This is a genomic window from Streptomyces sp. NPDC055239 (assembly GCF_053606205.1).
Genome location: NZ_JBSGRD010000003.1, coordinates 73,487 through 95,427, shown reverse-complemented (window position 1 = coordinate 95,427; position 21,941 = coordinate 73,487). Strand labels below are relative to the sequence as shown.

Below are 21,941 nucleotides of genomic sequence, written 5' to 3'. Positions count from 1 at the left end.
CACCGCATGCCCGGCGATCTCTGGGGGAAGGTGTCGCGTCGGTCCACGCACGTCAGGGGTGTCGTGGACCGGAGTACATCCGGACACCGGAGTTTTCCGGGCACCAGAGAGTAGACCCCCCACGTGAGCAAGGAAGCCGTAGACACGGCCGCTGCGGACGCATCCCGCACAGATGCGTCCCAGGCCCCCGCGGACGCGGGCGACGCCGGTTACAGCAAGGACCTCAAGGCCCGCCACGTCAACATGATCGCCATCGGTGGCGCGATCGGAACTGGACTCTTTCTCGGTGCGGGCGGACGCCTGCACTCCGCGGGCCCCGCGCTCGCCGTCGCGTACCTCGTGTGCGGCATCTTCGCCTTCTTCGTCGTACGCGCCCTCGGCGAGATGGTCATCTACCGCCCTTCGTCGGGTTCGTTCGTCTCGTACGCGCGTGAGTTCCTCGGCGAGAAGGGCGCCTACGTCGCCGGTTGGATGTACTTCCTCAACTGGTCGACCACCGGCATCGCCGACATCACCGCGATCGCCCTCTACACGCACTACTGGAGCTTCTTCACCGACATCCCCCAGTGGGTGCTCGCGCTGATCGCCCTCGCCGTCGTCCTCGCGATCAACCTGATCTCGGTGAAGTACTTCGGCGAGATGGAGTTCTGGTTCGCGATCGTCAAGGTCGCGGCCCTGATCGCCTTCATGCTGATCGGCATATTCCTCCTCGTCACCCAGCACAAGGTCGGCGGCGATACGCCCGGCATCAGCGTGATCACCGACAACGGCGGCTTCCTGCCGCACGGTCTGATGCCGGTCGTCATCGTCATGCAGGGCGTCGTCTTCGCGTACGCCTCGCTCGAGCTGGTCGGCGTCGCGGCGGGCGAGACCGCCGAGCCGCAGAAGGTCGTCCCGCGCGCGGTGAACTCGATCATGTGGCGCGTGGGCCTCTTCTACGTCGGCTCCGTCGTCCTGCTCGCGCTGCTCCTGCCCGGATCGATGTACTCGGCCGACCAGAGCCCGTTCGTGACGGTCCTTTCCAAGATCGGCGTCCCCGCGGCCGGTGACGTGATGAACCTCGTCGTCCTCACGGCGGCGATGTCGTCGCTGAACTCGGGCCTGTACTCCACGGGCCGCATCCTGCGCTCGATGGCGATGGCCGGTTCGGCGCCGAAGTTCACGGCGAAGATGAACAAGAGCCAGGTCCCCTACGGCGGCATCCTGCTCACCTCCGCGGTGTGCGTGCTCGGCGTCGGCCTGAACTTCCTCATGCCGAGCCAGGCCTTCGAGATCGTCCTGAACGTGGCGTCCCTCGGCATCATCAGCACCTGGGTGATCATCATGGTCTGTCACCTGGCGTTCGTCCGGAAGGCCAACGAGGGCGCCTTCACCCGGCCCGGCTTCCGGCTCCCCGGCAGCCCGGTCACGGAGATCGTCACGATCGTCTTCCTGCTCTCCGTGCTCGTCCTGATGTGGAAGGACCCGGAGATCGGGCGCAAGACGCTCTACCTCATCCCGCTCATCGGGGCGGCGCTTGTCGCCGGCTGGTACGGCATCCGCCGCAGGGTGGACCGCGAGACGGCCGGCCTCACGAAGTAACAGCTCAGGGGCCACTGTCAGTGGCAGCACCTACGGTGGCGTCATGTCGGAGATCACTTATGTCCGAGGTGACGCCACCGCGCCATGTGGCAAGGGCGTCAAGCTGATCGCCCATGTCTGCAACGACCTCGGGGGCTGGGGCAAGGGCTTCGTCGTCGCGGTGTCGCGCCGCTGGCCCGAGCCGGAGGCCGCGTACCGCCGGTGGCACCGCGAGCGCGCCAAGAACGACTTCGGCCTTGGTGCCGTCCAGTTCGTCGAGGTCTCCCGCTACACATGGGTGGCCAACATGATCGGCCAGCGCGGCATGCGCACGGGCAGCAAGGGCGTCCCCGTGCGGTACGAGGCGATCGACACCGCCCTGGCCGCGCTCGCCGACAAGGCGGCCGAACTCGACGCCTCCGTGCACATGCCGCGCATCGGCTGCGGGCTCGCGGGCGGCAAGTGGTCCCGCGTCGAGCCGCTGATAACCAGGCGCCTGGTGGAGCGGGGCATCGCGGTGACGGTGTACGACTTCGGGGACTGAGCCCCCCGCCCGTACAGCCGCCCGCCTCTCTGACCCGATGTGGCGGGAATCACTCAACTGCCGTACAGGCGTGCGTTGTTGCGCACGGATGAGCGGGTAGATCGGCTGCATGCAGCTCATTCCCATGCCGTTAGGGCCGATCAACCCGGATGTCGAGAATCTCGTCGTCGGGGCCGTGCTGTTCGCCCCCCTCTACTTCCTCGTGAGGCGCATGGTCCTCCGCCTCAACCGCGTACTCGAAGAGCGCGCCACGCTCCTCGAAGGGGTGACCGGCGGACCGGCGGCGGAACTGCGGCGCGAGGCCGAGCGGATACGCGCAGAGCACGAGGCGACGCTCGCCGAGGCCCGCCGCGAGGCCGCGCAGGTGCGCCAGCAGGCCCGGGAGGAAGGCGCCACCCTGATCGCCGCCGCCCGCGACGACGGTCTGCGCGAACGCGACGAGGTCCTTGCGGGCGGCAAGAACAGGATCGAGGCCGAGCGTGCGTCGGCGGAGATCGAACTGCGCCTCCAGGTCTCGGAGTTGGCTTCCGAGCTGGCGAGCAGGATCGTGGGGGAGCCCCTCGGGGCCGCGTCGGGTTCCGGCCGCTAGGGGAACACATTCGCGTCCGACGGGGGCCGTTCGGCCTGTTGGTCTGGCGCCCGGGCCGGTGTCACGTCACGCTCGCACCATGGAACTCATGGTGCCGGTCAAAGACGGCGAGGTCTGGGCGGAGGACTCGGGTGGCTCGGGAGGTGACGCGGCGCTGCCGCTGGTCCTGCTGCACCCGGGAGTCGCGGACTCCCGCGTCTGGGACGGGATCCTGCCGCGTCTCACGCAGGAGCGGCGGGTCATCCGCTACGACGCGCGGGGGTACGGCAAGTCGCCCGCCCCCACCGCGTCGTTCTCGCTCGGCGAGGACCTGATCGCGGTCCTCGACCACTTCGACGTCCCCCGGGCGTTCATCGTGGGATCCAGCATGGGCGGCACCACGGCCATCGGCCTCGCGCTCAGCGACCCGGCCCGGGTCGCGGGGCTCGCCCTGCTGGTCCCCGGTATCACCGGCAACCCTGACTTCCTCATGGCGGAGTTCACGGCCGAGGTGGTCAGGCTCGCGCAGGCTGAGGACATGGACGGCATCGTGGCCCTGGTGAAGCGCACGTCGGCCGCCGCGGGCGCCGGGGACGACCCCGAGGCGGAGGCGTTCATCAGGGCGGTGATCCCGGCCTGGTTCGCCGTCCAACCCCACCACGTGCCCGACCCGCCGGCCTTCGACCGGCTCGGCGAGCTCACCGTGCCGTGCGTGCTCGCCCTGGGGGAGCACGACGACCCCGAGGTGGTCCGCTGCAACGAGGAGATGGCGGCACGCATCCCGGGCTGCAGGCTCGTACGGCTGCGGGACAGCGACCACTTCCCGACCCTGCGGGAGCCGGAGGCGGTCGCGGACATCATCGTCGAGGCGTACGGGACCGCGAGGTAGCTCCCGCCCGCCCCGACGAGTGGGGCGGGCGGGAGACATCCGCCGTGAAGCGGCGGCCCCGTATCAGCTGTCAGTCCTCAGTGATCGTGCACACCATTCGTGGCAGCGATCGACTTCCACGACTTCGGCGTGGCCGGAACGGCGGCGGACCGAGCGATCCCCGCACCCTTCGCCGCAGGCGCGTCCGGCCGCGAAGGCTGGAAGAGCCACGCGTCGAAGAGCGAAGCGAGAGGCTTCTTGGAGACCTTCTCCGCGTACTTCACGAAGTCACCGACCTTCGCGTTCCCGTACGCGTGCTCCTTCGGCCACCCCTTGAGGATCGCGGAGAAGGACTTCTCGCCGACCTCGCCCCGCAGCGCTTGCAGAGCAAGCGCCCCGCGGTCGTACACAGCGATGTCGAACTGGTTCTCCGGGCCCGGGTCGCCCGGCTTGACCTTCCAGAACGGGTCGTCGGCGGGGTGCTGCGCGTACACGTAGTCCGCAAGCTCCTGCGCCGTGCCCTCGCCCTCCTTCTCGGACCACAGCCACTGGCTGTAGCGCGCGAAGCCCTCGTTGACCCAGATGTCCTTCCAGCCGTCGACGGACACGCTGTCGCCGTACCACTGGTGGGCCAGCTCATGGACCACGACGGACACGTTCGCCCCGTTGGCGAACTGCTTCGGGCTGTAGAACGGCCGCGTCTGCGTCTCCAGGGCGAAGCCGCTCGTCACGTTCGGGACGTAACCGCCCAGGGCGTTGAACGGGTACTTGCCGAAGACCGTCTCCAGCCACTCCGTGACCTCGACCGACCGCTCGATGCTCGCCCGCGCGGCCCCCGCGTTGTCGCCGAGGTCCTTGCTGTAGGCGTTCAGGACGGGCAGACCGTCCGCGGTCTTGTCCGTCGTGATGTCGAACTTGCCGACGGCGAGCGTCGTCAGATAGCTGGCCTGCGGCTTGTTCGAGCGCCAGTTGAAGCGCGTCCAGCCGAGCTTCGAACTCTGCGACTGCAGTACGCCGTTGGAGATGGCCTGCGAGCCGTCCGGCACGGAGACCGAGACGTCGTACGTCGCCTTGTCGAGCGGGTGGTCGTTGGACGGGTACCACCAGGCGGCCGAGTCCGGCTCCTGGGCCGCCACGCCGCCGTCCGGCGTCCGCGCCCACGCCGTGAAGCCGTTGATCTTCACCTCGGACGGCTTGCCCGCGTACCGCACGACGACGGTGATCGGCGTGCCCTTGGGCAGTCCTGCCGCCGGAGTGATCTCCAGCTCCTGCTCGCCGGACTTCTTGAAGGCCGCCTTCTTGCCGTTGACGCGCACCTCGCTGACCTTCAGGCCGAGGTCGAGGTTGAAGCGGGAGAGATCCTGCGTCGTGGTGGCGTTGAGGGTCGCCGTGCCCTCGAGCAGGTCGGTCTTCGGCTGGTACTTCAGGCGCAGGTCGTAGTGCGAAACGTCGTAGCCGCCGTTGCCGCTCGCCGGGTAATAGGGATCGCCGATACCCGGCGCCCCGGGGGAGAAGTCGGCGGCCGATGCCGGGATCGCCAGCAGCAGAGAGGCCGCGAGCGCGCCCGGGGCGATGAGTCTGCGGTGCACAAGAGCTCCAAGTCGTAGGGGCACATCGGTAGATGAGTCCGAAGATGGATCCGACCTTATTGAGCCCGGTGGCCACGCGTCATGTCCATGGTCGCTCCTGTCACACGATCGCCATTCGGCCGACATGTGCCAAAACGCCCCATGAGCCTGTCGTCGCCGCGTATCGCCCTCTGTCGCGCGGGAGTTGACCCGTGTACCTTCCGCGCCATGCCGATACGTGCGCGCCGCACGCGCTTGATCTGGAGATCACTGCTCACGGCGGCCCTTGCCGCCCTGATGGCCACGCTCGTGGCCCCGGGAGCCGCCCAAGGGGCGACGGACGCCCCACGCGAGAGCAAACCCGTCTACTCGTACGAGAGTGCGATCCGTGAATCCGTCTGGGTCGACACGAAGATCGACGGCGACGGTGACGGGAAGTCCGACCGCGTCGCCGTCGACATCGTCAGGCCCCGCGAACCCGCACAGCAGGGGCGGAAGATCCCCGTGATCATGGACGCCAGCCCGTACTACTCCTGCTGCGGGCGCGGCAACGAGAGCCAGAAGAAGACGTACGACGCGGACGGCAAACCCGTCCAGTTCCCGCTCTACTACGACAACTACTTCGTGCCCCGCGGCTATGGATTCGTCGCCGTCGACCTCGCGGGAACGAACCGCTCCGACGGCTGCGTGGACGTCGGGGGCCGCTCCGACATCCAGTCCGCCAAGGCCGTCGTCGACTGGCTGAACGGCCGGGCCCACGGCTACACCACCCGCACCGGCGGCAAGAGCGCCGAGGCGTCCTGGACGACCGGCGCGACCGGAATGATCGGCAAGAGCTACGACGGCACGATCGCGCAGGGCGTGGCCGCCACTGGAGTGCAAGGTCTCAAGACTATTGTCCCGATCGGTGCGATCTCCTCCTGGTACGACTACTACTTCGCCAAGGGTGCTCCCCTCTACGACAGCGGTCCCGAGTGGCTCTCGGACTACGTGGAGAGCCCGGAGGCGCGGGCCCGCTGCGGCGCCGTACAGAAACGACTCGTCGACGAAGCGCCCCGCACCGGCGACTGGACCCGGCTGTGGAGCGAGCGCGACTACACCCCTGACGCGGACAAGGTGAAGGCCAGCGTCTTCGCCGTGCACGGCGGACAGGACCTGAACGTCCGCACGAAGCACCTCGGCCAGTGGTGGGACGCCCTCGCCGACGCGGGCGTCGACCGCAAGCTGTGGCTCAGCCAGACCGGGCACGTCGACCCCTTCGACTTCCGGCGCGGCGACTGGGTGCGCACCCTGCACCGCTGGTTCGACCACGAGCTCCTCGGCTACGACAACGGCATCGACCGCGAGCCGATGGCCGACATCGAGCGCGCCCCCGGGAAGTGGACCACCGACCGCGTCTGGCCCCCGCGCGCCACGGACACCGTGAAGCTCCGCCCCGGCAAGGGAACTTCACCCGGCGTCGGCACCCTCACCACGAAGCCCGGCACCGGCAGCGAGACCTTCACCGACGACCCGAAGCTGAGCGAGACCGACTGGGCCGCGCAGATCGACTCCTCGACCCCCTCGAAGGCCGGGTTCACCAGCAAGCCCCTGAGCAGCGACCTGCGTCTTTCGGGCTCCTCCGAGGTGACCGTCACCGCGACCCCGACGACCCGCACCGCCCACCTCTCCGCCGTACTCGTCGACCTCGGCCCCGCCACCATCCGCGACTACGCGGGCGCCGGCGAGGGCATCACCACACTCCCCGAACGCACCTGCTGGGGCCCGAGCACCGACGGCGACAGCTCCTGCTACAAGGAGACCGCGGCGAAGACCGCCGACGTCGACTACACGGTCTTCAGCCGCGGCTGGGCCGACCTCGGCAACTGGGCCGACGACCACAAGGGCCGCCCCCTCACGCCGGGCAAGCCGCACACCATCACCCTCGACCTCGCCGCGAGCGACCACGTCGTACCCAAGGGGCATCGCCTCGCGCTGATCGTCGCGGGCACGGACAAGGGCCTCATCGACCCTCCGGCCGACACCCCGACGCTCGCCATCGACCTGTCCCGTACCTCGGCGAAGGTCCCGCTGGTCGGCGGCGCCGAAGCGTTCCGCACCACCAAGACCGTCACCCCCCGCGAGTCCCGTCTCGACGGCGTGGCCCCGCCGCGTCCGATCCGCCCCGTCCCCGGAGGCAGCACCTCATGAGACCCCGCACCGGCCTCACACCCCGCATCCGCACCCTGGCGCTCGCCTGCGCCACGGCCGCGCTCGCAGCCCCGCTCCTGACCGCGCCCGCGCAGGCCACGTCGACCCCGCCGCGCACGGGATTCGAGGAGAGCGACGGCGCACGCTGGACCAGCCAGCCCGAGGAGCAGAAGCTCCTCGCGGCCATCGACAAGGCGACCGACCGGGTCTCCGTCTCCCGCATCGGCACCACCAAGCAGAACCGGCCCGTCCAACTGGTCCGCATCGGCGAACGCCCCACGAAGAACACGGTGTTGCTCATCTGCAGCCAGCACGGCGACGAGCCGTCGGGCCGTGACGCGTGTCTTTCGACCATCCGCGACCTGGCGTACGCGAAGGACAAGAAGACCCGGAAGTTCCTCTCCCGCACCACGCTCCTCGTCGTGCCCACCGCCAATCCGGACGGCCGCGCCGCCGACACCCGCGGCAACTCCGACGGCGTCGACATCAACCGCGACCACATCTCCCTGAAGACCGCCGAGGCCCGCGCCATGGCCGCCGTCATCCGCGACCGGCAGCCCGACTCCATCTACGACCTGCACGAGTACGGAGCAACACCCAAGTACTACGACAAAGACCTGTTCGACCTGTGGCCGCGCAACCTCAACACCGACGACGCGGTGCACGACGAGGCGCGGACCCTGTCCGAGGGGTACGTCAGGCCCGCCGCCAACGACGCGGGCCACACGACGGGAACGTACGGAATCTGGACGGACCCCGTCACCGGTGACCCGATCAAGCAGACGGCGGGCGACGGCCAGGAGCGCATCCTGCGCAACGTCTCCGGCATCAAGCATGCGGCGGGCCTGCTCATCGAAAGCCGCGTCGATCCGCTCACCGACGCCGAGAAGAAGGACGAGGCGCTGAACAACCGGCGCCGCGTGAAGTCCCAACTCTCGGCTCTCGGAGGCCTGTTCGCCTACGCCGACGAACGGCGCGGCCAGCTGGAGGCGGCCACCACCGCTTCCCGCCTCGAAGGCTTCCGCGACCGTGGGCCCATCTACGTCGGCGGCGCGGACAACGACCCCGCCGAACCGGCCGAAGTGATCCAGGACCCGCCCTGCGGCTACCGGCTCGACGCCGCCCAGTACGGCGACGTCAAGGACGAACTCGCCCTGCACGGAGTCAAGGTCAGGCGGGACGGCGCGGGCGCCTACGTGCCGTTGCGGCAGTCCGCGCGGGCTCTCGTGCCGCTGCTCCTCGACGAGCGGGCGACCTACCACCTGGTCACAGGATCACCCGACACCCACTGTTGAGTAGTTGATAGGTGCGTCACATGTGGTACTGGGTAGCGGAGCACAGAGACAGTACGAATGAGAGACCGTGAGAGGTGCACTTGTGACGCAAGACCAACATAAAGCGGACGACGGGGGAGGGGACGGCCACCTCATGCATGCCGCGCACGGCGGCAGCCATCCCCAGACCGACCGCATCGTCTTCGGCGTGACCGCCGTGCTCACCCTGGCCTTCGTGGTCTGGGGCGCGGTCGCCACGGACTCGCTCGAGAGCGCCTCCACGAAGATGCTCAACGGCCTGATCCACAACGGTGGCTGGGCCTTCATGCTGACGGCCAGCGGATTCGTCGTCTTCGCGCTCTGGCTCGCCGTCAGCCGGTACGGCAAGATCACCCTCGGTGAGGAGGGCGAGGACCCGGAGTTCCGCACCGTCTCCTGGGTCGCCATGATGTTCAGCGCCGGTATGGGCATCGGCCTGATGTTCTACGGCGTGAGCGAACCGCTCGCCCACTTCACCACGCCCCCGCCGGGCACCGATCCCGCCGACTCCGCGGCGAAGATGGAAACGGCGATGTCCACCACCCTCTTCCACTGGACGCTCCACCCATGGGCGATCTACGCGGTCGTGGGTCTGGCCATCGCGTACAGCACCTTCCGGCGCAAGCGCAGGCAGACCATCAGCGCCGTCTTCACGCCGCTCATCGGCGAGAAGCGCGCGAACGGCGCCTGGGGCAGGGTCATCGACATCATCGCCATCTTCGCGACGCTGTTCGGGTCCGCCGCTTCCCTCGGCCTGGGTGCCCTGCAGATCGGCAGTGGCTTCGAGGTGCTCAACTGGAGCAGCAACGTACCCACCGGGCTGCTCGTCGCCATCATCGCCGTCCTGACGGTGGCCTTCGTGGCCTCCGCCATCTCCGGTGTGGAGAAGGGCGTGCAGTGGCTTTCGAACATCAACATGGTGCTCGCACTGCTGCTCGTCGTGTTCGTCTTCATCGCGGGCCCGACCGTCATCATCCTCGACCTGGTGCCGACCTCGATCGGTGCCTACCTCGGCGATCTGCCCCAGTTGATCGGGCGCACCGAGGCGTCGAGCGGCAAGGGCGTGTCGGACTGGCTCGGCAGCTGGACCGTCTTCTACTGGGCCTGGTGGATCTCCTGGACGCCCTTCGTGGGCATGTTCATCGCCAGGATCAGCCGGGGACGTACGATCCGTCAGTTCGTGGGCGGCGTCATCCTGGTGCCCAGCACCGTCAGCCTCATCTGGTTCGCCGTCTTCGGCGGAACTGCGATGAAGGTGAAGGAGAGCGGTGGTCTCGCCAACGCCTCGACCGCCGAGGGCCAGCTCTTCGGCCTGCTGCACGAGTACCCGATCGCCACGGGGACGAGCCTGCTCGTGATGATCCTCGTGGGCATCTTCTTCGTCTCGGGTGCCGACGCCGCTTCGATCGTGATGGGCACGCTCTCCCAGAAGGGCGCGCTCGAACCCGGCAAGCTCGTGGTCGTGTTCTGGGGTGTTGTGACCGGAGCCGTGGCGGCGATCATGCTGCTCATCGGCGACGGATCCGGAAACGCCCTGACGGGCCTGCAGAATCTGACGATCCTCGTCGCCGCGCCGTTCGTCCTCGTGATGATCGGGATGTGCGTGGCGCTGATGCGGGACCTGCGCCACGACCCGCTGATCGTCCGGGGCGAGCACGGCACGGAGGCCGTCGAGAAGGCCGTGATCGCGGGCCACGAGCAGTACGACGGTGACTTCGAGATCCGCATCGGTCCGACCGAGAACGGGGACGAGGAGGACAGCGGGGCCACGAAGGTCTGACCCCGCTCCACCCTGTTCCACTTCGCTCCACTTTCAGGAGGCGGCCGCTTCGTTCGCGAAGCGCGCCGCCTCCTGCGTGTGCCCCCGGCGTCCAGCCGCGCCTCACCTTGTACGCCATCGACCACGCGTACGCCCTTCGCCGCCGCCGATGCCGTCAACTCTGCTTTCAGGAGAGGTAGTTGGAGCGACCATTGATCGACCGGCGCCCCCGGTTCGACGCGAACATAGCGGAATGAGGCATGCCGTGCTCACATCACCCCGCAGATGGGGATACTCACACCATGTCTACCGAATACGCGACTTTCGGTCTGGCGCCGGCCATGCGCGCCGGTGGAGTTCTCGCCAACGGTGACTACCAAGTCCACCGGGATTTCGTCGACTTCATCGTGAACGGGCGCCCGCTGCTGTTCCAGCTCTCCGACCTCGACGCCGTCTCCCCACTCGCCAGCGACGTACCACCCGCGATCTTCACCCACCATGTGCGCGGACTCCTCCTGGAGACGGAAGCACCCCTGATCGACGACCGGCACGTCATCTATGGCTGTCCCGAGTGCGAGGGCCTGGAGTGCGGGGCGGTCACGGCGGTCATCGAGCGGGCACCGGACGGCACCGACACCTACGTATGGCGGGACTTCGCCTGGCAGACGGCCGAGCGGGCCGATCTGGAGCTCAACGGCTACCACGGCATAGGGCCCTTCCGCTTCGACGGCGCCGAATACCGCGAGGCGCTGCTCCAGCTCCTCGCGCAAGGGGAACCGGCGGCGCGACGCCGGGTGCTCCTGATCGGCGCCCGCGTCGCCGTCCTGGCCAAGCTCGCGGCGGCGCTGCGCACGATCGGTGTGGGCGCCGAGATCGCGGCGGACGCGGCGGGCGTGCCGCCGGACGAGCTGCGGACGTACGGGGCGGTGGCTTTCGGGCAGTCCGTCCCGGCGGCCACGCGCGACGGGGTGCGCGCGGCTTTCGACGCGGCGGGGATCCAGGTCGCGTACGTCGACGGCCTGGCCCCGATCATTCCGCTCCTGGTCGCGCAGATAGAACACGCCCTGGACCAGAGCCCGTCGGAGCAGCGTCGCCTGACACGGCTCGGCGCGGTGGACGGCACGGCGGACGTCGAGACCACATCGACCTGCCGGGTGAAGATCATCGCCTACCGCCTCGACCGGCTCTGGCGCACCCAGGTCCACGAGGTGTTCGACGGCGTACTCGAGCCGGGGGAGCACCGCATCACGCTGGACGCCAAGGCGACGAAGGGGGAGTCGTTCGTGGTGGCACGGACGACGGGCAGTGTGCTCGTGGCGCCGATAGTGCGGTAGGCCGTGCTGCTCGTTGTTCACCGGCGGTGCGGTAGCCCGGGGTCGCCGGGCCAGGGCCATGCTGCCGGACGAGCAGCCCCGGACCTCGCCTAAACTCGACCCCCTGATGACCGCAACCCTCGTCGCCAAGAATCTCGCCGCCGGCCACGGCGACCGCTCCCTCTTCTCCGCCCTGGAGCTCGTCGTCGCCCCCGGCGACGTCATCGGCCTGGTCGGCGCCAACGGCGCCGGCAAGTCGACCCTGCTCCGCCTCCTCGCGGGCCTCGACACCCCGGAGACCGGCGAGCTGCGCCTCTCCCCGCCCGGCGCGTCCGTGGGCCACCTCCCCCAGGAGCCCGAGCGCCGCCCCGGCGAGTCCGTCCGCGCCTTCCTGGCCCGCCGCACCGGCGTCGACGACGCCCAGCGGACCATGGACGAGGCGACCCAGGGCCTGGTCGACGGCACCCCGGGCGCGGACGACGCGTACGCGCTCAGCCTGGAGCGCTGGCTCGCGCTCGGCGGCGCCGACCTGGACGAGCGGTCCGAGGAGGTCGCTGCCTCGCTTGGCCTCGACATCAGCCTCGACCAGCCCATGACCTCCCTCTCCGGCGGTCAGGCCGCCCGCGCGGGCCTGGCATCCCTCCTCCTCTCCCGCTACGACGTGTTCCTCCTGGACGAGCCGACCAACGACCTCGACCTGGCGGGCCTCGAACGCCTGGAGAGCTTCGTGCGCGGACTGCGCGCGGGCACGGTCGTCGTCAGCCACGACCGCGAGTTCCTCACCCGCACCGTCACCAAGGTCCTCGAACTCGACCTCGCCCAGCAGCAGATCAACCTCTACGGCGGCGGCTACGAGGCCTACCTGGAGGAGCGGGACGTCGCGCGCCGCCACGCACGCGACGAGTTCGAGGAGTACGCCGACAAGAAGTCCGCCCTCGAGGGCCGCGCCCAGATGCAGCGGGGCTGGATGGACAAGGGCGTCAAGAACGCCCGGCGCAAGGCGGGCGACAACGACAAGATCGGCCGGAACTTCCGCAGCGAGTCCAGCGAGAAGCAGGCGGCGAAGGCACGCCAGACGCAGCGCATGATCGAGCGGCTCGACGTCGTCGACGAGCCCCGCAAGGAGTGGGAGCTGCAGATGGAGATCGCGTCGGCGCCGCGCTCCGGCAGCGTCGTCGCCACCCTCCGCGACGCCGAGGTGCACCGCGGCGACTTCACGCTCGGCCCCGTGACGCTACAGATCGACTGGGCGGACCGCGTGGCGATCACCGGCGCGAACGGCTCGGGCAAGTCGACCCTGCTCGGCACCCTGCTGACCCGCATCCCCACGGACGCGGGCCACGTGGCGCTCGGCTCAGGGGTGCTCGTCGGCGAGGTGGACCAGGCCCGCGCGCTGTTCCACGGCCCGGAGTCGCTCCTGGACGCCTTCTGCGCGGCCGTACCGGACACCGAACCCGCCGAAGTGCGCACGCTGCTCGCCAAGTTCGGCCTGAAGGCCGCGCACGTCCTGCGCCCCGCCGCCACGCTCTCCCCGGGGGAACGCACCCGCGCGGGCCTCGCGCTGCTCCAGGGCCGTGGCGTCAACCTGCTGGTCCTCGACGAACCCACGAACCACCTCGACCTGCCCGCGATCGAGCAACTGGAGTCGGCCCTCGACGCGTACGAGGGCACACTGCTCCTGGTGACGCACGACCGCAGAATGCTGGACGCCGTACGCGTCACGCGCCGTCTGGAGGTGACGGAGGGCAAGGTGACCGAGCTGTCACCCTGACCTCCGCCGACTCTCCCGGGACCGGCGCTGCTAGGGCTTCAGCAGCCCGGCCCTGCGCAGCGCGTCCGCCATCGCGTCATTGGCCGGCGGCGGCCCCTGCCGCTCCTTGCGCTGACCCTGGCCGCCGCCCTGCCGTTGACCCTGACTCGAACCCTGGCCCTGGCCCTGGCCTTGGCCCTGTCGCTGGGAGCGCTGGCCGCCCTGCTGCCGCTGCTGCGGGGGACGCCCGCCCCGCTGCTTGGGCTGCTCGCCGTCTGCCGGGCTCGCCTCGTCGTCCAGGCGCAGCGTCAGCGAGATCCGCTTGCGCGGAATGTCGACGTCCATCACCTTCACCTTGACGATGTCGCCCGGCTTCACCACGTCCCGCGGGTCCTTGACGAACGTCTTGGACATCGCGGAGACATGCACGAGCCCGTCCTGGTGGACGCCGATGTCCACGAAGGCGCCGAACGCCGCCACGTTCGTGACGACGCCCTCCAGGACCATCCCGGACGTGAGGTCGGAGAGCTTCTCGACGCCGTCCTTGAAGGTCGCCGTCTTGAACGCGGGTCGCGGGTCGCGTCCGGGCTTCTCCAGCTCCTTGAGGATGTCGCTCACGGTGGGCAGACCGAAGGAGTCGTCCACGAACTCGTCGGCCCGCAGCGAGCGCAGCGTCGCCGTGTCGCCGATGAGCGAGGCGACCTCGCCGCCCGTCTTCTTCGCCATCTTGCGGACGACGGGATACGCCTCGGGGTGCACGCTGGACGCGTCGAGCGGGTCGGTGCCGCCCCGGATGCGCAGGAAGCCCGCGCACTGTTCGTACGCCTTGGGGCCGAGGCGTGCCACGTCCTTGAGGCCCTTGCGGGAGGAGAAGGGGCCGTTCGTGTCGCGGTGCGACACGATGTTCTCGGCGAGGCCCGCGCCGATGCCGGAGACCCGCGAGAGCAGCGGGGCGGACGCGGTGTTCACGTCGACGCCGACGCCGTTCACACAGTCCTCGACGACCGCGTCGAGCGAGCGCGACAGCTTCATCTCGGAGAGGTCGTGCTGGTACTGGCCGACGCCGATGGACTTCGGGTCGATCTTCACCAGCTCGGCGAGCGGGTCCTGAAGGCGCCGTGCGATGGACACGGCGCCGCGCAGCGACACGTCCATGTCGGGCAGTTCCTGCGAGGCGAAGGCCGACGCGGAGTACACCGAGGCGCCCGCCTCGGAGACCATCACCTTCGTGAGGTTCAACTCCGGGTGCTTCGTGATGAGTTCACCGGCGAGCTTGTCCGTCTCGCGGGACGCCGTGCCGTTCCCGATCGCGATCAGGTCGACCGCGTGCTCCTTGGCGAGCTTCGCGAGGGTGGCAAGGGACTGGTCCCACTTGTTCGCGGGGACGTGCGGGTTGATGACGTCCGTCGCCACGACCTTGCCGGTCGCGTCGACCACGGCGACCTTCACACCCGAACGGAAACCGGGGTCGAGCCCAAGGGTCGCGCGCGTGCCCGCCGGTGCGGCGAGCAGCAGGTCGCGCAGGTTCGACGCGAAGACCCGCACGGCCTCGTCCTCGGCGGCCGTACGCAGCCGAAGACGCAGGTCGATGCCCAGGTGGACCAGGATGCGCGTCCGCCAGGACCAACGCACGGTGTCCTGCAGCCACTTGTCCCCGGGGCGCCCGCGGTCCTGGACACCGAAGCGGTGGGCGACCATCCCCTCGTACGAGGAAGGGCCCTCCGTGGCCTCCTCCGGCTCCAGGACGAGGTCGAGGACGTCCTCCTTCTCGCCGCGCAGCATCGCGAGGACGCGGTGCGACGGCAGCTCCTTGAAGGGCTCGGCGAAGTCGAAGTAGTCGGCGAACTTGGCGCCCGCCTCCTCCTTGCCGTCGCGGACCTTCGCGGCGAGGCGGCCGCGCACCCACATGCGCTCGCGCAGCTCGCCGAGCAGGTCGGCGTCCTCGGAGAACCGCTCGGCGAGGATCGCGCGGGCGCCGTCCAGGGCGGCCTGCGGCTCGGCGACGCCCTTGTCGGCGTCGACGAAGGCCGATGCCGCGGCGACCGGATCCACCGAAGGGTCACCGAGCAGGCCGTCTGCCAGCGGCTCGAGGCCTGCCTCGCGGGCGATCTGCGCCTTCGTGCGGCGCTTCGGCTTGAAGGGCAGGTAAATGTCCTCGAGCCGCGCCTTGGTGTCCGCAGCGCGGATCCGTGCCTCGAGATCGTCGGTGAGCTTGCCCTGCTCGCGCACCGATTCGAGGATCGCCGCGCGCCGCTCCTCGAGCTCCCGCAGATAACGCAGGCGCTCCTCGAGCGTGCGCAGCTGCGCGTCGTCGAGCATCTCGGTCGCTTCCTTGCGGTAGCGAGCGATGAAGGGCACCGTCGAGCCGCCGTCGAGCAGGTCGACGGCGGCCTTCACCTGCCGCTCCCGTACGCCGAGTTCTTCGGCGATCCTGCCTTCGATCGATGCTGACGTCTGCAGAGGTGCCACGTTTCCCGCCTTCTCACTGGGGTTGCCGGGCAATTGTGGCAGGTGGCACCGACAGCGGGGGGATCAGACCCGGCGCGCCCGCCCCGACGGGCGCTCTGTCTACGCGTCCGTCTGCGCGTCCGTCTACGCCTTGCCGAGCAGGTCCGCGGGGAACGCCCCCGCCTGCAGCGCCGCGCCCGCGAACACCGTGCCGAGCTCGGTGAGGCGCTCGACGCCCGCCTCGCCCAGGTGTTCGTACGGCGCCCGGTCGAGGCGGTCCGTGGCCTCCTCGATGTCCTGACGCAACTGGACTCCGGCCTCCGTCAGCTCGGACTCCCCGTCGTGCAGTCCGCGGGCGTGGAGCCGCTGCACGGCCGCGTCCCAGTCCTCCTGGTTCCAGCCGCGGGTGGAGAAGTTCCACTTCGGCGTCATGCCCTTGCCGGTCGCCGTGTGGCTCACCAGCGCCTCCAGGCCGTCGAGTTCGGCGTTCTGGAGGACCGTGAGGTGCCCGTCGCCCCGGTGCTCGCGCAGCAGCGTCGCGGCGTGCCAGAGCGCGAGGTGCGGCTGCTCGGGGACGGGCAGGTCCGCGTGGGCGGAGTACAGCGGCCGTGCGGAGCGGGAGCAGGCCTCGGTGGCGCGCAGCGCGAGCTCGGCGGCCTCCGCCATCTCCGGGGACGTGAGGGCTTCCTCTCCGAGGAGGCGGCGCAGCGTCGCGTCGACGGTACGCGCGCGTGCCGCGAGGACGTCCTCCGGGGACGCGGTGCGCCAGATGCCGGGCACGTGCCGGGCGACGAGTTCGTGCTTGTAGTTGTAGAACGCCGCGGTGACCACTCCGGCGCCGACCGGCCCCATCGCCGCCGTGCGTACGGCGAAGTTGACGGCCTTGGGGTGGGTGATCCCGATCCCGGCCAGCTCGCGCGCCGCATCGGGCGAGAAGTAGTGCGTCGAGTGCAGCGAATTGAGCACGTTGTGACATCGACGTCCCGCGCGGGGGTGCAGCGCGGCGGCCGGGGAGGAGGGCGTGAGTGAAGTCATGGATGCACGTTACCGACTGGTTGGTATGAGGTGAAGTCCGGGGCGCGGGGAAGCCGGCGACACGGCAGTGAAGCAGACCACAGAGCAGCCGATGGCAGGGAAGGTGATGGCAGGGTGATGGCAGGAAAGGTGGGCCATTCGTCATTGCGGCCATCGCGCGCGAGGCCAAGAATCAGGGCATGGAGCAGAGAACCGTCCTGGTCGTCCTCTTCGACGGGGTGCAGAGCCTCGATGTCACGGGACCCGTGGAGGTCTTCGCGGGCGCGGCCCTCTGCCGCGGCGGCGACGTGTCGGCGTACCGCATCCGCACCGCGTCCCTGGACGGCGCTCCCGTACGCACCTCCAGCGGGCTCACGCTCGTACCGGACTCCTCCCTCGCCGACGCCCCCGCGCCGCACACCCTGCTCGTACCGGGCGGCCTGGGCGGCGGCCAGGCCGACCCCCGCCTGATCGACTGGCTGCGGACGAACGCCCCGCACGCCCGGCGTCTGGTCTCGGTCTGCACCGGCGCCGTCCTGCTCGCCGAAGCGGGCCTCCTGGACGGCCGCCGGGCGACAACCCACTGGGCGTTCTGCGTCAAACTCGCCCGTGACCACCCCGCCGTCGATGTCGACCCCGACCCGATCTTCGTACGCGACGGCCATGTCGCGACGTCCGCGGGCGTGACCGCGGGCATCGACCTGGCCCTGGCTCTCGTCGAGGAGGACCTGGGCCGGGACGAGGCGCTGACGGTCGCGCGGCATCTCGTGGTCTTCCTGCGGAGACCGGGCAACCAGGCGCAGTTCAGTGCCCAGCTCTCCGCGCAGACCGCCCGGCGCGAACCCCTGCGCGAGCTCCAGCAGTGGATCACCGAGCACCCGGAAGAGGACCTCTGCGTCGAGTCGCTCGCCGCCCGCGCCAGGCTCTCTCCCCGGCACTTCGCCCGCGCGTTCCAGACGGAGACGGGGATGACGCCGGGCAAGTACGTCGAGCGCGTACGCGTCGAGCATGCGCGCCGCCTCCTGGAGGAGACATCCGACGGGGTCGAGGAGGTCTCGCGCGCCTGTGGCTACGGCACCCCGGAAGCGATGCGCAGGGCCTTCGTCAAGATCCTCGGATCGGCCCCCGCCGAGTACCGGCGGCGCTTCCACGTCCCTGCCGGAGAACGGAGCCGGGCTCCGGCAGTCGTCCTCATCCCGGACCGGGAGTCCAGGTGAAACGCGGCTCGCGGCGCTCCAGGAAGGCGGCGACCCCCTCGGCGGTGTCCCCGCCGGCCTCCCCGCCCGCCCGCGCCTGTTCGCTCCAGTAGCCGTCGCGGGCTGCCTGGCCGGGGAGGTCCGCGGCGAACTCCTTGGCGGCCGCCTGCGTCAGCTGCGAGCGCGCGGCGAGGACCTTGGTGAACTCCGCGACCCGCTTGTCGAGGTCGCCCGCGGGCAGTACCTCGTCCACCAGACCGGTGCGCAGCGCACGCCCGGCGTCGATCAACTCGCCCGAGAACAGCAGGTACTTCGCGGTGGCGGGCCCCACGAGCGCCACCAGGCGCCGCGTGGACGACGACGGGTAGACGATCCCCAGCTTCGCCGGGGTGATCCCGAAGAGGGCGCCCTCGTCCGCGAACCGCAGATCGCAGGCCGCGGCCAGCTGGCTCCCGCCGCCCACGCAGTAGCCGCGCACCGCGGCGAGCGTCGGCTTCGGGAAGTCCGCGAGCGCCTCCTCGGCCCGTACCGCCAGGTCCTGCGCCTCGCCCGGCGACTCCCTCAGCGAGGAGATGTCGGCGCCCGCGCAGAAGGTCCCGCCCTCGCCGGTCAGCACGAGTGCCCGTACGGCCCTGTCGGCGGCGAGCCCGGCGAGCAGCGGCGGCAGCTGACGCCACATGTCCGCCGTCATGGCGTTGCGCTTGGCGGGATGGTCGATGACGACGGTGGCTACGCCGTGCGTGACGGCCTGCCTCAGCTGCGGCTCCATGCGCCGGATGCTATCCGCACCGCTCGAACGTACGATCAAGAAGGGGTGGCCCTGAGAACGGTCGAGAACTGTGCGCAGCGGGGGCGGCAGGACGGAGACGCTGATGGCCCGAACCAAGAGCGCCAAGGCCACACCGGAGGCCCAGGGCGCCAAGCAGCTCCACCGCAGCCTCGGCCTGCTGGCCCTGCTCGGCGCGGTCCTGGCGGTGGCGGGGCTCGTGGGCCTCGTCTACACGGGGTTCGCCACCCTCACCTCGATGCTCCTCTTCGGCTGGCTGCTCCTGATCGGCGGCCTGGTCGGACTGCTGCACGCGGTGCAGTCGCGCGGCACGAACTTCTTCTGGCTCGGCGTGGTCGTCGCCGCGCTGAACCTCGCGGCCGGTGTCGTGATCATCCGCAGGCCGGATGTGGCGGCGGAGGCGCTGACGATGTTCGCGGCGCTGCTGTTCCTGACCGGCGGTGTCTTCCGTCTGGTCGGCAGTCTGGTGGTGCGCGGCCCGCAGTTCGGCTGGACCCTGGTGCAGGGTGCCTTCGGTCTCCTGCTCGGCATCCTGGTGCTCGCCAACTGGCCGAGCAGCAGCCAGTACGTGATCGGCTGCTTCTTCTCGCTCGCGCTGCTCTTCGACGGACTCGGCCTGCTCGCCGCGGGGCTCGGCGGGCGCCGGATCGTGAGCATGGTCGCCGAGGCACCGGATTCCGGACGGGGCGCAGAACCCGTACAACCCGAAGAAGGCTTGAAAGCGAAACCTGAGGATCAAGAACAGCCACATAACTGACTCGGTTGGCCGTCAGTGATCAAATACCGCCGATAGTCGCTGACTTCTGGTCAGCTATCCGGCCCGGACCTGTGCGTTCCCAACACTCGATGCGTGGTGACAATCGAGCGCAAGGGCGGCGACCGGACGATGGACGACGACGGGAGGGGGCCCGGCCCACTCCCTCCGGAGACCGGGAAGGTGCCGTACGAAGGCGTGTGGCGGTTCACGGCCGCCGCCGTCGACGCCTCCGTGCCCCAGGCGCGGCACGCGGTACGCGACCTGCTCGCGCGGCAGGGCGTGCCCGCGTCGGACGACCTCGTGCAGGGACTGCTCCTGATCGTCTCCGAACTGGTCACCAACGCGGTGCGGCACGCGGCCCTGCTCTCGCCCACGCTCGCGGTGGAGGTGGCGGTGGGCGCCGAGTGGGTGCGGGTCTCCGTGGAGGACGACCACCCCTACCGCCCGACCGCCCTGGTGGCCGACCACGGCCAGACCGGTGGCCGCGGTCTCCTCCTCGTCCGCGAGATCACGCAGGAGGCGGGCGGTACCTGCGACGTCGAACACACCGCGAGCGGGGGCAAGGTCATCTGGGCCGCCCTGCCCCTGAAACCCAACGGCTCCGCACCGAACGGGAGTTGACTCACCAGCCGGCGGAAGGCCCCGTCAGCTCCCGGATCGCGGGCCGCGCCGCGTCGAGCACGGTCATGAACCACGCGGAGAAAGGTCCCTCCGCATGCCGCCGCGCCAGCTCGTCGGCCGTCACGAAGGCGGTCTCGCCGACCTCGGACGGGTCGGGCCGCAGCGGCGACTGGACCATCCCCACGAAGAGATGGTTGAACTCCTGCTCCACCAGGCCCGAGTCGGGGTCCGGGTGGTTGTAGCGCACGGTGCCCGCCTGTGCGAGCAGCGAGGGCGAGACACCCAGCTCCTCGTACGTCCGGCGCGCGGCGGCCGCGAACGGCGCCTCGCCGGGGTACGGGTGGCCGCAGCAGGTGTTCGACCAGACGCCGGGGGAGTGGTACTTGCCCAGGGCGCGCTGCTGCAGCAGGAGCCGCCCCTGTTCGTCGAAGAGGAAAACAGAGAACGCCCGGTGCAATTGCCCGGGCGCCTGATGCGCGGAGAGTTTCTCCGCTGTGCCGATCGTCCTGCCGTCCTCGTCCACGAGTTCCAGCAAGATCGCTTCTCCGGTGCCGTTCGACGAGTTGTTCGCCGCGGTGGCAGATGTGGTCGGCATACGCATCCTTCGCTTCGGTCTTCGAACCTCAAGTCTGCCGTACGCGAGGGGCCCTTCCGGCAAGGAACCACCGGAAGTCACCCTCAGCGGCAGAGCTTCAGTGGCAGAGCTTCGCCTCGTGCTCCGCGTGGCCGACCGGTTCCAGCTGGAAGGTGCAGTGCTCGACGTCGAAGTGGTCGCCCAGGCATCCCTGCAATTCGTGCAGCATCTTCTCGTTCCCGATCGCGTTCAGCGTCTCGGAACTGACGACCACATGTGCGGACAGGACCGGCATTCCCGATGTGATGGTCCAGGCGTGCAGGTCGTGGACGTCCTCGACGCCCGGCAGATCCAGTATGTGCGAGCGGACCTCTGCCATGTCCACGCCCTTGGGGGCGGACTCCAGGAGCACGTTCAGGGTCTCCCGAAGGAGTTTCACCGTACGCGGGACGATCATGAGGCCGATGACGAGGGAGGCGATCGGGTCCGCGGCCTGCCAGCCGGTCGTCAGGATCAGGACCGCCGCGACGATCACCGCCACCGAGCCGAGTGCGTCGGCCAGCACCTCCAGGAAGGCGCCGCGCACGTTCAGGCTGTCCTTCTGGCCCCGCATCAGGAGCGAGAGCGAGATCATGTTCGCCACCAGGCCGACGATGCCGAAGACGATGGTCAGTCCGCCCTCGGTCTCGGCGGGCGTGATGAACCGCTGGATCGCCTCGTACAGGACGTAGCCGCCGACGCCGAGCAGCAGCAGACAGTTGGCGAGCGCGGCGAGGATCTCGGCGCGGGCATAGCCGAAGGTGCGGTTCTCGGTCGCCGGGCGGTTCGCGAACTGGATCGCGAGCAGCGCCATGCCGAGGCCGAGCGCGTCCGTCGCCATGTGCGTCGCGTCCGCGATCAGCGCGAGCGAATCCGCCATGATGCCGCCGACGATCTCGACCACCATGACGGTGATCGTGATCGAGAGCGCGATACGAAGGCGCCCTCTGTACGCCGCCGTCGCGGTCCCCCCGTGCGTGTGTCCGTGGTCGTGCCCAGCCCCCATGGCGGCCGCCTCCGTGTGCTCGGTGTCGGTCTGCTGTTCCCCGGTCGCGCGTCTGTCGCGATCACA

At 69.8% G+C, this 21,941-nt stretch carries 18 protein-coding genes; 12 read left to right on the top strand and 6 right to left on the bottom strand.

What is annotated here, in order from left to right:
* The first annotated feature begins 123 nt into the window (after window positions 1–123).
* The 4 genes from ACWFRJ_RS11410 (at window position 124) to ACWFRJ_RS11395 (ending at window position 3,561) form a co-directional block, all read left to right on the top strand.
* Complete coding sequence (locus ACWFRJ_RS11410; RefSeq protein ID WP_453527454.1) at window positions 124–1,581, top strand: amino acid permease; 1,458 nt, start codon at window positions 124–126, stop codon at window positions 1,579–1,581.
* Between the two features lie 43 nt (window positions 1,582–1,624).
* Entirely contained in the window at window positions 1,625–2,104 is a 480-nt protein-coding gene (locus ACWFRJ_RS11405) for an Appr-1-p processing protein (protein ID WP_453527451.1), read from the top strand.
* A 109-nt stretch (window positions 2,105–2,213) separates the two neighbouring features.
* Window positions 2,214–2,693 (top strand): F0F1 ATP synthase subunit B family protein, encoded by a 480-nt coding sequence (locus tag ACWFRJ_RS11400; RefSeq protein WP_453527448.1) that lies wholly within the window; start codon window positions 2,214–2,216, stop codon window positions 2,691–2,693.
* Window positions 2,694–2,772: 79 nt separating this feature from the next.
* On the top strand, window positions 2,773–3,561 hold the full coding sequence (locus tag ACWFRJ_RS11395) for an alpha/beta fold hydrolase (protein WP_453527445.1): 789 nt from the start codon (window positions 2,773–2,775) through the stop codon (window positions 3,559–3,561).
* 77 nt (window positions 3,562–3,638) lie between these two features.
* Here ACWFRJ_RS11395 and ACWFRJ_RS11390 read toward each other — a convergent pair whose 3' ends face one another.
* Window positions 3,639–5,129 (bottom strand): M1 family metallopeptidase, encoded by a 1,491-nt coding sequence (locus ACWFRJ_RS11390; protein ID WP_453527442.1) that lies wholly within the window; start codon window positions 5,127–5,129, stop codon window positions 3,639–3,641.
* Window positions 5,130–5,336: 207 nt separating this feature from the next.
* Here ACWFRJ_RS11390 and ACWFRJ_RS11385 point away from each other — a divergent pair, with 207 nt between their 5' ends.
* The 5 genes from ACWFRJ_RS11385 to ACWFRJ_RS11365 all read left to right on the top strand — a co-directional run bounded on the left by ACWFRJ_RS11385 (window position 5,337) and on the right by ACWFRJ_RS11365 (window position 13,454).
* A complete protein-coding gene (locus tag ACWFRJ_RS11385) occupies window positions 5,337–7,298 on the top strand; it encodes a Xaa-Pro dipeptidyl-peptidase (protein WP_453527439.1) in 1,962 nt (653 codons plus the stop codon).
* Complete coding sequence (locus ACWFRJ_RS11380; protein WP_453527436.1) at window positions 7,295–8,593, top strand: M14 family metallopeptidase; 1,299 nt, start codon at window positions 7,295–7,297, stop codon at window positions 8,591–8,593. Before ACWFRJ_RS11385 ends, ACWFRJ_RS11380 begins: the two co-directional genes overlap by 4 nt.
* Window positions 8,594–8,726: 133 nt before the next feature.
* Entirely contained in the window at window positions 8,727–10,391 is a 1,665-nt protein-coding gene (locus ACWFRJ_RS11375) for a BCCT family transporter (RefSeq protein ID WP_453527433.1), read from the top strand.
* A 281-nt stretch (window positions 10,392–10,672) separates the two neighbouring features.
* Complete coding sequence (locus ACWFRJ_RS11370; protein ID WP_453527431.1) at window positions 10,673–11,704, top strand: oxidoreductase; 1,032 nt, start codon at window positions 10,673–10,675, stop codon at window positions 11,702–11,704.
* A 106-nt stretch (window positions 11,705–11,810) separates the two neighbouring features.
* Window positions 11,811–13,454 carry an ABC-F family ATP-binding cassette domain-containing protein gene (locus ACWFRJ_RS11365; RefSeq protein WP_453527429.1) on the top strand — a complete coding sequence of 548 codons (1,644 nt, stop codon included), beginning with the start codon at window positions 11,811–11,813 and terminating at the stop codon, window positions 13,452–13,454.
* A 30-nt stretch (window positions 13,455–13,484) separates the two neighbouring features.
* Here ACWFRJ_RS11365 and ACWFRJ_RS11360 read toward each other — a convergent pair whose 3' ends face one another.
* Entirely contained in the window at window positions 13,485–15,902 is a 2,418-nt protein-coding gene (locus ACWFRJ_RS11360) for a Tex family protein (protein ID WP_453527426.1), read from the bottom strand.
* A 123-nt stretch (window positions 15,903–16,025) separates the two neighbouring features.
* Entirely contained in the window at window positions 16,026–16,916 is an 891-nt protein-coding gene (locus ACWFRJ_RS11355; protein WP_453527423.1) for an SCO6745 family protein, read from the bottom strand.
* Window positions 16,917–17,095: 179 nt separating this feature from the next.
* Here ACWFRJ_RS11355 and ACWFRJ_RS11350 point away from each other — a divergent pair, with 179 nt between their 5' ends.
* The gene (locus ACWFRJ_RS11350; RefSeq protein ID WP_453527420.1) at window positions 17,096–18,112 is read left to right on the top strand and encodes a GlxA family transcriptional regulator; all 1,017 of its coding nucleotides are present in this window, start codon (window positions 17,096–17,098) and stop codon (window positions 18,110–18,112) included.
* Here ACWFRJ_RS11350 and ACWFRJ_RS11345 read toward each other — a convergent pair.
* Window positions 18,087–18,860 (bottom strand): enoyl-CoA hydratase/isomerase family protein, encoded by a 774-nt coding sequence (locus tag ACWFRJ_RS11345; RefSeq protein ID WP_453527417.1) that lies wholly within the window; start codon window positions 18,858–18,860, stop codon window positions 18,087–18,089. The genes ACWFRJ_RS11350 and ACWFRJ_RS11345 overlap by 26 nt on opposite strands.
* A gap of 103 nt (window positions 18,861–18,963) precedes the next feature.
* Between ACWFRJ_RS11345 and ACWFRJ_RS11340 the strand changes: the two genes are divergently transcribed.
* The gene (locus ACWFRJ_RS11340) at window positions 18,964–19,635 is read left to right on the top strand and encodes an HdeD family acid-resistance protein (RefSeq protein WP_453527414.1); all 672 of its coding nucleotides are present in this window, start codon (window positions 18,964–18,966) and stop codon (window positions 19,633–19,635) included.
* Window positions 19,636–19,728: 93 nt separating this feature from the next.
* A complete protein-coding gene (locus ACWFRJ_RS11335) occupies window positions 19,729–20,256 on the top strand; it encodes an ATP-binding protein (RefSeq protein ID WP_453527412.1) in 528 nt (175 codons plus the stop codon).
* A 1-nt stretch (window position 20,257) separates the two neighbouring features.
* On the opposite strand, the gene idi is transcribed toward ACWFRJ_RS11335, so the two are convergent.
* Together idi and ACWFRJ_RS11325 are read right to left on the bottom strand one after the other, a co-directional pair.
* On the bottom strand, window positions 20,258–20,851 hold the full coding sequence (idi, locus tag ACWFRJ_RS11330; RefSeq protein ID WP_453527409.1) for an isopentenyl-diphosphate Delta-isomerase: 594 nt from the start codon (window positions 20,849–20,851) through the stop codon (window positions 20,258–20,260).
* A gap of 97 nt (window positions 20,852–20,948) precedes the next feature.
* Window positions 20,949–21,875, bottom strand: coding sequence for a cation diffusion facilitator family transporter (locus ACWFRJ_RS11325; protein WP_453527406.1), 927 nt, complete (start codon window positions 21,873–21,875; stop codon window positions 20,949–20,951).
* Between the last annotated feature and the right edge of the window lie 66 nt (window positions 21,876–21,941).

What these genes read in the sequence shown, in the direction of transcription:
- ACWFRJ_RS11370 (WP_453527431.1), top strand. Translation starts at nt 10,673, where the DNA reads ATGTCTACCGAATACGCGACTTTCGGTCTGGCGCCGGCCATGCGCGCC.
- ACWFRJ_RS11375 (WP_453527433.1), top strand. Translation starts at nt 8,727, where the DNA reads ATGCATGCCGCGCACGGCGGCAGCCATCCCCAGACCGACCGCATCGTC.
- ACWFRJ_RS11340 (WP_453527414.1), top strand. Translation starts at nt 18,964, where the DNA reads ATGGCCCGAACCAAGAGCGCCAAGGCCACACCGGAGGCCCAGGGCGCC.
- ACWFRJ_RS11365 (WP_453527429.1), top strand. Translation starts at nt 11,811, where the DNA reads ATGACCGCAACCCTCGTCGCCAAGAATCTCGCCGCCGGCCACGGCGAC.
- ACWFRJ_RS11325 (WP_453527406.1), bottom strand. Translation starts at nt 21,875, where the DNA reads ATGGGGGCTGGGCACGACCACGGACACACGCACGGGGGGACCGCGACG.
- ACWFRJ_RS11345 (WP_453527417.1), bottom strand. Translation starts at nt 18,860, where the DNA reads ATGGAGCCGCAGCTGAGGCAGGCCGTCACGCACGGCGTAGCCACCGTC.
- idi (WP_453527409.1), bottom strand. Translation starts at nt 20,851, where the DNA reads ATGCCGACCACATCTGCCACCGCGGCGAACAACTCGTCGAACGGCACC.
- ACWFRJ_RS11395 (WP_453527445.1), top strand. Translation starts at nt 2,773, where the DNA reads ATGGAACTCATGGTGCCGGTCAAAGACGGCGAGGTCTGGGCGGAGGAC.
- ACWFRJ_RS11350 (WP_453527420.1), top strand. Translation starts at nt 17,096, where the DNA reads ATGGAGCAGAGAACCGTCCTGGTCGTCCTCTTCGACGGGGTGCAGAGC.
- ACWFRJ_RS11355 (WP_453527423.1), bottom strand. Translation starts at nt 16,916, where the DNA reads ATGACTTCACTCACGCCCTCCTCCCCGGCCGCCGCGCTGCACCCCCGC.
- ACWFRJ_RS11405 (WP_453527451.1), top strand. Translation starts at nt 1,625, where the DNA reads ATGTCGGAGATCACTTATGTCCGAGGTGACGCCACCGCGCCATGTGGC.
- ACWFRJ_RS11400 (WP_453527448.1), top strand. Translation starts at nt 2,214, where the DNA reads ATGCAGCTCATTCCCATGCCGTTAGGGCCGATCAACCCGGATGTCGAG.
- ACWFRJ_RS11385 (WP_453527439.1), top strand. Translation starts at nt 5,337, where the DNA reads ATGCCGATACGTGCGCGCCGCACGCGCTTGATCTGGAGATCACTGCTC.
- ACWFRJ_RS11380 (WP_453527436.1), top strand. Translation starts at nt 7,295, where the DNA reads ATGAGACCCCGCACCGGCCTCACACCCCGCATCCGCACCCTGGCGCTC.